Here is an 11,842-nt window from a genome sequence, read left to right on the forward strand (position 1 = left end):
ACTCTTCAACTTTATTTCGCGGCAAAGTTAGTCTGCAATTTTTCCGGGCATTTCTCTTATTGTTCATTAGGATTGTCTTATATTTGCATCTGCTCCCTTCCAGGGGGATATTTTATCTGAATTATGAATGATAATACAGTGCCTCGGTCGGAAAACACCTCTTTTACCTTCGACTATGTATGCCTGGCTCCCGGCGAGCAGATAGGTCTGCATGAGCAGGCAACGTGGGAGTTGTCTTATATCATCGTAGGCTCCGGCATGCGGCTGATAGGTGACCGTACGGAACCTTTCGGGAGTGGGGAAGTGGTGATAGTTCCTCCGGATATACCGCATTGCTGGTATTTCGAGAATGATGTGACAGATGCGCAGGGGCGTATTGCCAATATCACGATAACTTTCGGTCGGGAATTTCTTGATAACTGCTGTGTTGCTTTCCCTGAGCTGTTGGAATGTACGGAGAAGCTGAAGCGGAAAAGGGATGCCGTGAAGTTCGGGAAGGAAAAGTCGGCGGCTATTGCCTCCGTCCTCGAGGAGATGCGTCCTTTGGGAAGGGCAGAACGCATCCCGCTGATGATAAAGCTGCTGCTCATCCTTGCCGGGAGCGAGGAAGAGAGTGTGGTGGGGCGGTATCAGAAGATGGACCCGGAACGGGAGCGAATGAATAGGATACAAGTCTACGTCGTTTGTAACGCCAAGCGGGACATTACGCTGGATGACGTTGCCCGCCACGTGGGGATGAACCGCACTTCTTTCTGTATCTTTTTCAAGAAAGCTTCGGGAAAGACTTTCGTCACTTATCTCAATGAATACCGCATTGAGCTTGCCTGCCGGCTGCTGAAACAACAAAAGGTATCCGTAGCAGAAATCTGCTATCAGGTGGGATTCAACAATGTCCCTTATTTCAACCGGGTTTTCAAGAAGGTGAAGGGTGTTTCGCCGAGTGAATATGCTGTTCTGTAGGGGAAAGAGGGGGGAGTGGACGAAAGGTATGGGCATAAAAAAAGGAGTACCGCTGTACTCCAACCTTTGTTAACCTTAAATCTAATACTATGAAAAACACATTGCAAAGGTACGGACTTTTTGCTTATCTCCAAATAAAGCAAATAAAAAAGGCTGTTTTATAACATGTTTTAGGAAAATACGTCTCTTTGTTAAGGCTTGCTAAGGTTTTGAAGCCTCTCCGTGGCTGTTTTCTAAAAAAGAATTATCTTTGTCACATTAAGTTTTGGGCCTTACTTGACGATTTTCTGCTCTCTTGGCTCAAAGTTTTGGAAATTAAAAATTAAAGACTTGTATGCACGAAGATATTGTCCTTACCCCGATGATGAAACAGTTCCTCGACTTGAAGGCAAAGCATCCCGATGCTGTCATGCTGTTTCGTTGTGGTGACTTCTATGAAACCTATTCCACCGATGCCGTCGTCGCGTCCGAAATCCTTGGCATTACCTTGACCAAACGTGCCAACGGCAAGGGGAAAACCATCGAAATGGCGGGCTTCCCCCATCATGCCCTCGACACCTATCTGCCCAAGCTGATACGTGCCGGCAAGCGTGTGGCCATCTGCGACCAGTTGGAGGACCCGAAGCTGACGAAGAAACTCGTAAAGCGGGGCATCACGGAGCTGGTGACGCCGGGAGTCTCCATCAACGACAATGTGCTGAACTACCGGGAGAATAACTTCCTGGCTGCCGTACACTTCGGCAAGGGTGCCTGCGGTGTGGCTTTCCTGGATATATCTACGGGCGAATTTCTGACGGCGGAAGGTCCTTTCGACTATGTGGACAAGCTGCTGAACAACTTTGCCCCCAAAGAGGTGCTTTTCGAGCGTGGCAAGCGGTTGATGTTCGAAGGGAACTTCGGCAGCAAGTTCTTCACCTTCGAGCTGGACGACTGGGTGTTTACCGAGACTTCCGCCCGCGAGAAGCTGTTGAAGCATTTCGAGGTGAAGAACCTGAAAGGCTTCGGTGTGGAGCATCTTAAGAACGGTATCATCGCTTCGGGAGCCATCCTGCAATACCTCATCATGACGCAGCATACGCAGATAGGGCATGTCACTTCGCTGGCACGCATCGAGGAGGATAAGTACGTCCGTCTGGATAAGTTCACAGTGCGCAGCCTGGAGCTGATGGGATCGATGAACGACGGCGGTAGCAGTCTGCTGAATGTGATAGACAAGACCATCAGCCCGATGGGGGCCCGCCTGCTGAAACGCTGGCTGGTATTCCCGTTGAAGGATGTGCAGCCGATTAACGAGCGGCTGAATGTAGTGGAATACTTCTTCCGCCAGCCTGATTTCAAGGAGTTGATAGAGGAGCAGCTGCATCTGATAGGTGACTTGGAGCGTATCATTTCCAAAGTGGCGGTAGGCCGTGTCTCTCCGCGTGAGGTAGTGGCGCTGAAGGTGGCTTTGCAGGCGATAGAACCCATCAAAGCGGCTTGCATGGATGCCGATAATGCCAGCTTGAACCATATAGGCGAGCAGTTGAACATCTGCCAGTCCATCCGCGACCGCATCGACCGGGAGATAGACAATGATCCGCCGTTGCTGATTAATAAGGGCGGTGTCATCAAGTCCGGCGTCAGTGCCGAGCTGGACGAGCTGCGCCGGATAGCCTACTCCGGCAAGGATTATCTGTTGCAGATACAGCAGCGCGAGAGCGAGCTGACGGAGATTCCCAGCTTGAAGATAGGCTACAACAATGTTTTCGGCTACTATATCGAGGTGCGCAACACGCATAAGGACAAGGTGCCGGCAGAGTGGATACGCAAGCAGACCCTTGCCAATGCCGAACGCTACATTACCCAGGAATTGAAGGAGTACGAGGAGAAGATTCTTGGTGCGGAGGACAAGATACTGGTACTGGAAACACAGCTCTATGCCGAATTGGTGCAATCATTGAGTGAGTTTATCCCCGCCATTCAAATCAATGCGAACCAGATAGCGCGGTTGGACTGCCTGCTCTCCTTTGCCACGGCAGCGCGCGAGAACAACTATATACGCCCCGTCATTGCCGACGACGATGTGTTGGAAATCCGCCAGGGGCGCCACCCGGTGATTGAGAAGCAGCTCCCCATTGGCGAGAAGTATATTGCCAATGATGTGATGCTGGATAGCCAGACGCAGCAGATTATTATCATTACGGGTCCCAACATGGCGGGTAAGTCTGCTTTGCTGAGGCAGACGGCGCTGATTACGCTGCTGGCTCAAATCGGCAGTTTCGTGCCTGCGGAGAGTGCCCATATCGGCTGGTGGATAAGATATTCACTCGTGTGGGTGCCAGCGATAATATTTCCGTGGGCGAGTCTACCTTTATGGTGGAGATGAACGAGGCGGCAGATATCCTGAACAACCTTTCTCCCCGCAGTCTGGTGCTGTTCGACGAGCTGGGGCGCGGTACTTCTACGTACGATGGTATTTCCATTGCCTGGGCGATTGTGGAGCATATACACGAGCATCCCAAGGCAAAAGCCCGAACCTTGTTTGCCACGCACTACCATGAGCTGAATGAGATGGAGAAGAGCTTCAAACGCATCAAGAACTACAACGTTTCGGTGAAGGAGATAGATAACAAAGTCATCTTCTTGCGCAAATTGGAGCGCGGCGGTAGCGAACACTCCTTCGGTATCCATGTAGCCAAAATGGCAGGTATGCCCAAAAGCATCGTGAAGCGTGCCAACGACATACTGAGACAACTGGAAACGGACAATCGCCAGCAGGGAATCTCCAACAAGCCGATGGCGGAAGTAGGAGAGACGCGCGGCGGCATGCAACTCAGCTTCTTCCAGCTCGACGACCCGGTGCTGTGTCAGATACGCGATGAGATACTGAATCTGGATGTGAATAACCTGACACCGCTGGAGGCACTGAACAAGCTGAATGATATAAAGAGGATAGTGAAAGGGAAATAGAGGCAAGCGCTGAAAAAATCCCCTTTCCGGTTCATGTCTGAATCCGGAAAAGGGGATAAACAAACAAAACAAGGCCGAATAAGCATGATTCACATCAGGGAAATCCGGTTGCCTCAGGTAACGCGTGTGATAGCCTGAGGAAAGAAGCGGCTGCAAGTGGATTTTGTCTCACATGGAAGCCACCTTCTATTTTTATTAGGATTATGATTGGAAAAAGAATTAATCTTCGACAACTCCTCCACCAATTCCTCCTTCCGTCACAAGAGGTACACCACTTACATCTTCTATTGTGATGGTGTAGCAGGTATTGTGACTTATTTTGTTGAGATTCATTTCATTAAGCGGTTTCTTGTAGATGGCTTGGGCCGTATTAGCGCCGCTCTTCTGCGTACCTTCCAGTAGGAGATACATGCCTTCGGTATTTCCGATGCTGTAGGTGTAAAACAGTTGCGGATAATTCAGATAGCCGTCTTTCGCTTCTGTTGCTTTCGTCGTAGCTGTCAAGGTGAGTGGAATCGTGGCTGTGGCGGCAGTAGATGCGATGACGAATGATTGGTTGTTGGCGCCTACCAGCTTGACGGTCGTGGGGGTGAAGCCGTTCTCTGCGTTCAGGCGCAGGTCAATTCGTGCAGCGGCACGTTCAAGCACGGCAGAGATCTGAATTACGTCATCCGTCCATGCTTCACCGGAGATTTCCACTTTCTTGAACATCAGTAGCGGGCAGTCCAGATTTCCGGTAGCGGCAGTGGCCATCAAGGCTTCGAAGTTTGCGGTTGTGATACCTTCTTCAAGATTTTCCAGCAAAACAGTATTGTTGGCTGCGGCGTTGGCTACGATGTAGAAGGTTTTGTTTTCTTTGGTAAGGATGTTGTTCAGCGTTATTTTTTGGCCGTCACCGGTGGCTGCGGGAGTCCATGCCTCGGACAGCAGGCCGGTGTAGGCTTTTTCTAACTTTCCATCGGCATCGAAGAGGTAGGCGGCAAGGTCTTGCACCTTACGTTCTGCTTCGGTGGCTGTGGTGTATTCCTCACCGGATGTTGTGGCGGGTGTCACAGTTACTTCGATTGCATTTCCGCTGGGGGATACAATAGCGCCGTTGGTTTCGCCGCCCTCTTCCCAATCGGAAACTTCCAGTGTGGCCACGATGGCACCGTCTACTTCGTTTAGTTCAACGGTGTATTGAACATTACGACGTAGTGGTTCATGGTTGCCGGTGAAGGCTTTTTCGTCCAATGTAGGCACGGTGTGTTCAATGCCGTCGATGGTGCCTTTCACGTCCAGTGCGAGGTCGCATTGGTCGTTGGGGCATCTTGCATTGGATTTTCCAATGATTCGTCCAATTCGGTATGTAAGAAGAAATCCCTGGTTTTAGCCCACTTTTTTGCCGTTCCATTCGGGTTGTTCGTGAGTTTGTGCTGTTGCGGCTGCGGTAACAAGCAGCCCGGTGAATGCGAAACTCAAAAAAGAGATTCTTCTCATAAATGCAAATGGTATAAGATGATTAAGTATTAGTGATTTTCTGCACTTCCTTCACGTTCTTCTTTTGCTGTTCGCTGTATTGGCGGGGCGGCATTCCGTAGCGTTGTGAAAAAGCTTTATAGAAAGTGCTGCGGTTGGTGAATCCCGTGCGGTCCATCAGTCTTCGATGGTGAAGTTGCTGGAGACTAACAAGCGTTCCGCCGTGGAGAGGCGGTATTCTTTGATGATGTCGGCGGGTGATTTGTCGGTAAGCGGTTTCAGCTTGCGGTAGAACTGCCGACTGCTGTAGCCCATTTCCTTACTCAGGAGTTCTACTTGCAGGTCGGGGTTGGCCAGGTTTTTTTCAATGACTTCTGTCATTTTCTCTAAAAATTCTTGTTCTTCTTTGTGCAGGCAGCTTCCTTCTTTCCAGGTAAAGGTGCTGAGTGCCGAACTATAATATTCTTTCAGGTTTTCTTCGCGGCGGATGAGATGATAGACCATCTTTTCCAAGTATTTCACATTGAAAGGCTTGGTGACATAGGCATCTGCTCCCGCTTCCAGTCCTTTTACTTGGTCGTCTTCGTGGTGGAGTGCCGAGAGCAGGATGAGGGGGATATGGCTCCACAGCTTATGTTGCTTGATAGTGGAGGTGAAGGATAGCCCGTCTATATCGGGCATCATCACGTCTGAGATGATGAGGTCTGGCTGTCGTTGCTCCAAGCTGTCTAATGCCTTTTGGGCATTATTGAAGGAGAGTACGTTGTATTTCTCTGTGAATATTTCGGATACGAACCACAGCATGGAAGGGTCATCATCTATCACCATGACCGTCTGCTTGTTTGTGTCGAATTCTTGGGTGTACTTTTCGGGCAGTTCTTGCACTTCTTCGGCGGGAATGCTTGGAGAAGCCGCTTCGTATGCGGTTTGCGGTACTTCTTGTCCGTTGGGGGGTAGCGAGGGCAGGCTTACAGTGAAGGTGGTCAGTTCGCCTGGTACACTTTCGATGTTTATGTCCCCTTCCAACAGTGTCACCATGTTTTTGCAGATGGCCAGTCCAAGTCCGTTTCTTGAGTTTTTGCCGTTCATCTCCACGGAGTCGAGAATCTTATAGCGGTCGAATATCTTTCCGAGATTTTCCGGTGTGATGCCTTTTCCGGTATTGGCTATTTTTAAAATAAGACGCTCGTTTTTTGTATACAACGTCACACTGATGTTCCCCTTGTCTGGTGTGTACTTGAAAGCGTTGGATATGAGGTTTCCGGCTATTTTGTTGAAGCAACTCAAATCGGTGTTCCATATCAGTTCGGGAGCGATGTCAAGTCGGTAGTTCATTTCTCTGTTTTCCGCCATGTCACCGAAAGATTCGGCGATGTCCCTTAACTTTTCGGAAACAGGTTGCGGCTGTATGGAGAGCACTTTGTTCCCCGTTTCCAGTCTTCTGAACTCCAGCAATTCCACGATGAGTCCGTTCAGCTTTTCTACGTTTTGCTGAATCATCTTGGCGTAGCGGTGAGTGTAGATGTCTGTCTCCTTGTGGGTAAGTATTTTCTCGCATGGTCCCTGAATCAGGGTGAGGGGTGTGCAAAACTCGTGGGTGATGTTAGTGAAGAAACGCAGTTTTGATTCATAGACTTCCTCTTTTTTCTGTCGTTCCATTTTCTTCATCATGTGCTGCCGCTTCAGGCGGTAGGTATAGAATGCATAGGCGACTATGCCTGTACATAGTAGTAACCCTAACAAAAAGTAGCCCACATAGGCCCAGGAACTGAGATACCAGGGAGGAGCTATGTAAATAGTGAAGGCTTGTGGATGGCTTTCTTTACCGTTGATGTTGTTGCGGTATTTCACAAACAGCGTATATTCTCCGGGGGAAAGGTTGGAGAAGATGGCGTTGGGTGAAACTCCGTTTTCTATCCATTGGTCGCTTGCTTCCTTTAGTTTATAGGAGTAGAAATAGTTGTTTCCGTTAATGTAGTCTGTTACCCGGAAGTTGAGCTGGAAGAAGTTGTGTTTATAGTCCAGTTGTAGCATGGGCTTTCCGCCTTTGTAGTGTAGAAAGTCATGTAGGTTGTATTCCTTACCGAAGATGGAAAGTCCTTTCAGGCTGATTTCGGGCATATAGTCCGTGGTGATGTAAGAATCGGGTTTCACGGTGACGAAGCCGTTTACACCTCCAAAGAAAAGGATTCCCGTGGCATTGTCTTTGTAGAAGGCTCCATCACTAAATTCGGTCACGACCAGTCCGTTTCCGTTGTTGTAGGTCTGCTTGGTCTGTTCTTGGGGGTTGAGCCTCATTAATCCTTGATTGGTACTCACCCAGAGATTGCCTCGGTTGTCCTCCAAGATGCCGTGTACGGTGCTGTTGGTGTAGAGCTTTGCACTGATGCTGTCTGGGTTTCCGTCTTCGTTTGGATGGAAACGGAGAAGCCCCGATCCAGTGCCCAGCCAGTAGCCTTGCTCGTTTTTGTGTATGGCGAACACATCGTTGGCGGTTTGGCTGTTTACCAAATTGTTGAAGCGGAACTGTGTCATCTCTCCGGTGCGCACATCAATACGGTAGGCTCCGAGCCTCTGTTTCCGAACCACAGCGCAGAACTGTTTTCACGGTAGGAGGTGAAAAAGTAGTTTGATGCCATGTGTCCGTTGCTTACCAGCGTACGTGCGGCATGCTTCACGGTGAGGTTTGTTCCCCGGTTTTCTATAATCACCTTTACGATTCCTTCGCCTACGGTGGAAATCCACAGTGTGCTGTCGTTGGTTTGGTCGATGGAGTGCACATATTTCACTTTGGTTCCATCGGCTTGTACTGACAGCTCTTTTAGTTGACGGGTAGAGTAGGAGTAATAGTTGATTCCGTTTTCCGTGCCTATCCAAAGTCTATCTTTGCCACCGGGTGCGAAGCAGTAGACGGAGTTGTCGGTCAGTGTGCTGTTACTGGTGATGAGACGGTCATGTTTTTCGGGTATACTGTTGACAAGATAGTTTGGTATGCGCAATATGCCGCTGCCCTTGGTTCCTATCCATAGGGTCTGCTGTGGGTCGAGGTAGAGGCTGCGTACCGGGTTGTTTACCTGATATGCGGGAGTGCTGAGCAGGGTGTTGGTCATGGTGAACGTGTCATTGTAAAGCATGTATAGCCCTTCTCCGTCGGTAGCTACCCATACGATGTCTTGAAATTTGTCTTTCATCAGGCAGAAGATGCCCGACTGTATTTCGGTGTGCTCTATACGGTATTTAATCTTTTGGTCCGTTTCATATTTCAATACTATCAAGCCGCTGCTTTTGAAACCGATGCAGAAATCATTTTCTCGTTTGATGATGGAAGATACTTCACCTCGTTTTTCTATTTCGTCTTTCAGGTCGGCAATGTAGTAGCACTGTCGGTTGCTGAAACTATATTCGTAGAGGGCATAGGTTTCATCAATGAAGTAGGCTGAATCTTCTCCGATGAAGGCATGCTTCAGTCCATGATGTCCAAATGGCTTTTCCGGAATCAGTGTCACGCTTTTTTCCGTGTGGTTCAGACGATAGCAACGGGTGTTGTTTCCGGCTGCGAATATCCAAAGCAGGTTGTTGGAATCGATGGTCATGGACAGTACTTTATTAAAATCCATGGAAGGGGTGTCCAGTTGGAGGAATTTTTGGTTCTCTTGTTGGTAGTGATACAGATTTCCGTCATCTTTCAGCACTAACATGCAGTTGTTGTTGCTTCGTGCTAAGAAGATATTGTCCTTGAATTCGGTAAAGGTTCGGCAGGTCTGTCGGTATGTATCCAATCTGTCCAATCCGTAGTTGGTTTGCAACCACAGTATGCCTGGCTCTGATTCTACTATCTGGCTGATGATGTTGCCTGACAATAGGTTGCGTGACACATCAACGGGCGTATATAGGTGGATATTGTTGCCGTCAAATACGTTCAGTCCGTCGCACGTCCCTATCCAGAGTATACCTTGGCTGTCTTGGTAAAGGGATTGGATGGCACTATTGGAAAGGCGGTCGTTTTATTGGAAAATTGCCGTAGGCTGTAAGCGTGAACAAAATCCGGAAAACAGTATAAGAGGCTGATGAGCAATAAAAGTGTACGGCCTTTCCAGTATATGTCTTTCATGTGGCTTGTTGTATTTATTTAAGTTGCAAAGATACGTTTTAAGGTGGAAACAGTCAATGTTTACAATATACTTTCTTTTGTACCTGGCTACTATTCGCTCCGTGTCTGCTCCGTGTCCTTAGAGTTGGACTTGATAGGGAGCAGGTACGGAGCAGGTACGGAGCTGGTAGGTATGGGTGCTGTGGGCTCGGTTTAGCGAATGACCGCAGCGAATCCACCGTTGCGTGCCAAACGGACAGTAATGCGGTCACCTTTCTTCAAGGACTGCTCCTGCTTGCGGTAGTCCATGGCCTGGCGGTCAGCATTGATGCCGTCTTCAAAAGAGGTCATGAGATAAGTTTTTCCTTCTTGCAGAAAATCGAGGGAGATGTTGAAGGTCCGTTCGCGTTCGCGGTTGTTGGTCATGCCACCTATATACCATTGTTCTCCTTTGCGTTTGGCCACGATGGCATACTCTCCTGCTTTGGCTTCGAGGGCGATGGTTTCGTCCCATGTTTGGGGTACTTGGGTGATGAAACGTGTACACTCGTCGTTGCGATAGTAGAGAGTGGGGTTGTCTGCCATCATCTGCAGGCCGGTTTCAAAGAGGACGAAGAGTGCCATCTGATAGGCACGTGTGCCGATGCTGGCAGAATTGGGACGTTCGGAACGGTAGACCTCAGGCTGCATGCTGAGCATGGCACCGGGAGTATAGTCCATGGCTCCTACTGCGTTGCGTATGAAGGGGAGGTAGACACTGTTGTCGGGACGGCATCCCCCCATTTGTTCCATACCTCTCACACCTTCGTAGGAGAGTACGTTGGGATATTTGTATTCTAATCCGGCAGGTTTGAAGGCACCGTGGAAGTCAACGAAGAGATGGTGTTTGGCAGCTTCATGTGCCACGCGTTCATAGAAGTTCACCATCCATTGGTCGCTACGATCCATGAAATCTATTTTTACGCCTTTCACGCCCCACTTTTCGAAAGTTTCGAATAGGTCGAAGTGATTTTCTACCGTAAGCCAAGTGAGCCATAACACAATGCCTACGTTTTTCTCTTTGCCGTAGCGGATGAGTTCGTGTACGTCTACCGTGGGATTGGGCGTATAGGGGTCGCGGGTGTTCATGGCCCAGCCTTCGTCCATTACTATATATTCTACGCCATAATGGGATGCGAAGTCGATGAAGTACTTGTAGGTGTCAAGGTTGCAACCTGCTTGGAAGTCCACGTCGGAACCGTAGGGTGTAGCTCCGTTCCACCATTCCCAGCTGGCCAGCCCGGGTTTAATCCAAGAGGTGTCTTCTATGATATTCTTTTCAGCAAGGCGATAGGATAGAGTGTTTTCTATAAGTTTGCGGTCATCGTCGGTAATGACGAAGTAACGCCACGGATAACTGCGCTTTCCTGTGGTACGGGCTATGTAGTTGGCTTCTTTCAGAATCTTGAGACTGCGGTCGCCGTCTTCTCCGAACTCAAGAGGCAGACGGGGGAAGACGGAGGTGATGCCGCCTTGTCCGTCACTCTTCAGGAACATGGCGGGATAGTCTGTCAGATTGGTTTCACTCATGAGGATTTTGTCACCTTTGGGTGTGCTGGCTAAAAGGGGAAGCAGAGCCATGCGATTGGAGTTTTTCCACTCGCTGCTTGTTTGGTGGCGATATTCTTCTTCATAGGAAGTCTTGAAGCCGTCAGGTTGCTGAAGATGTAGCAGGCAGCCATCCACAAGGTTCAGGTGGAGGATTTCGTTCATTATTTCTTGCTCGCCTTTCAGGTCAGTGAGGAAACGGTAGGCGAATCCGTCGTCAAAGGCACGAAACTCTACCGAATATCCCTCTTTGAACTTCAGTAGCAATTGGTTGTAGCAGTTGGTTATAGTAGAGAATTTCAGGGGCACGATGGGAGTCAGTTCCTCGCTTACGCTTTGGCGTATTGCCTTGTTCAGTTTAGGATGGATGCCCAGCTGATGGTTGGCGGTTTCCAGACCGATGACACAGTTGTCTATCAGTGTTTGGTTTCCTTGGGTTACATCATATTGGATTTGATCGGTCAGCTCCACCGAGATGCGGAGGTTTCCGTCGGGTGAAACCAGTTGATGTACTTTCTGTCCGGAAGCGGTCAGTGAGAGGCAGAGAACTGCCGAGAGTAGGAATTGTTTTTTCATGTTCTTAGCTTTTGGATTTTTATAATATACAAAAATAGTTTGTATTCTGCAGCAAATGTGTGCCATTTGTGACATAAATGTATGAAATCATGCCACAGACGGCTTTTTATATATCTATGTCGCGAATCTGTACAGTATGGGAGTGAAGGATGGGCTACCTTTGTATTGAAGCTGGGCATCGGATTCTTGTACTTTGTTCCAAGGTTGCGGATGTCTGTTTCC

General features: G+C 48.9%; 4 protein-coding genes and 2 pseudogenes. 3 read left to right on the plus strand and 3 right to left on the minus strand.

What is annotated here, in order from left to right; genetic code table 11:
* Window positions 1–123: 123 nt before the first annotated feature.
* Window positions 124–960, plus strand: coding sequence for an AraC family transcriptional regulator (locus tag JCM16496_RS11775; RefSeq protein WP_244440344.1), 837 nt, complete (start codon window positions 124–126; stop codon window positions 958–960).
* A 409-nt stretch (window positions 961–1,369) separates the two neighbouring features.
* Window positions 1,370–3,909 (plus strand): annotated as a pseudogene (gene mutS, locus JCM16496_RS11780) (DNA mismatch repair protein MutS).
* A gap of 219 nt (window positions 3,910–4,128) precedes the next feature.
* On the opposite strand, the gene JCM16496_RS11785 reads toward mutS, so the two are convergent.
* Together JCM16496_RS11785 and JCM16496_RS11795 are read right to left on the minus strand one after the other, a co-directional pair.
* Window positions 4,129–5,184, minus strand: coding sequence for a fimbrial protein (locus JCM16496_RS11785; RefSeq protein WP_025834481.1), 1,056 nt, complete (start codon window positions 5,182–5,184; stop codon window positions 4,129–4,131).
* Between the two features lie 226 nt (window positions 5,185–5,410).
* Window positions 5,411–9,478, minus strand: a pseudogene (locus JCM16496_RS11795) (hybrid sensor histidine kinase/response regulator transcription factor).
* 43 nt (window positions 9,479–9,521) lie between these two features.
* Here JCM16496_RS11795 and JCM16496_RS22700 point away from each other — a divergent pair.
* Complete coding sequence (locus JCM16496_RS22700) at window positions 9,522–9,674, plus strand: hypothetical protein (RefSeq protein WP_159102453.1); 153 nt, start codon at window positions 9,522–9,524, stop codon at window positions 9,672–9,674.
* Here JCM16496_RS22700 and JCM16496_RS11805 read toward each other — a convergent pair.
* Window positions 9,671–11,620: a glycoside hydrolase family 97 protein gene (locus JCM16496_RS11805; protein ID WP_025834482.1), complete on the minus strand. Its 1,950-nt coding sequence runs from the start codon at window positions 11,618–11,620 to the stop codon at window positions 9,671–9,673. The genes JCM16496_RS22700 and JCM16496_RS11805 overlap by 4 nt on opposite strands.
* Window positions 11,621–11,842 lie beyond the last annotated feature (222 nt).

Source organism: Bacteroides rodentium JCM 16496, assembly GCF_000614125.1.
GTDB classification, from domain to species: Bacteria; Bacteroidota; Bacteroidia; order Bacteroidales; family Bacteroidaceae; genus Bacteroides; species Bacteroides rodentium.

Coding starts and splice junctions, on each gene's coding strand:
- JCM16496_RS11775 (WP_244440344.1), top strand. CDS start 124: ATGAATGATAATACAGTGCCTCGGTCGGAAAACACCTCTTTTACCTTC.
- JCM16496_RS11805 (WP_025834482.1), bottom strand. CDS start 11,620: ATGAAAAAACAATTCCTACTCTCGGCAGTTCTCTGCCTCTCACTGACC.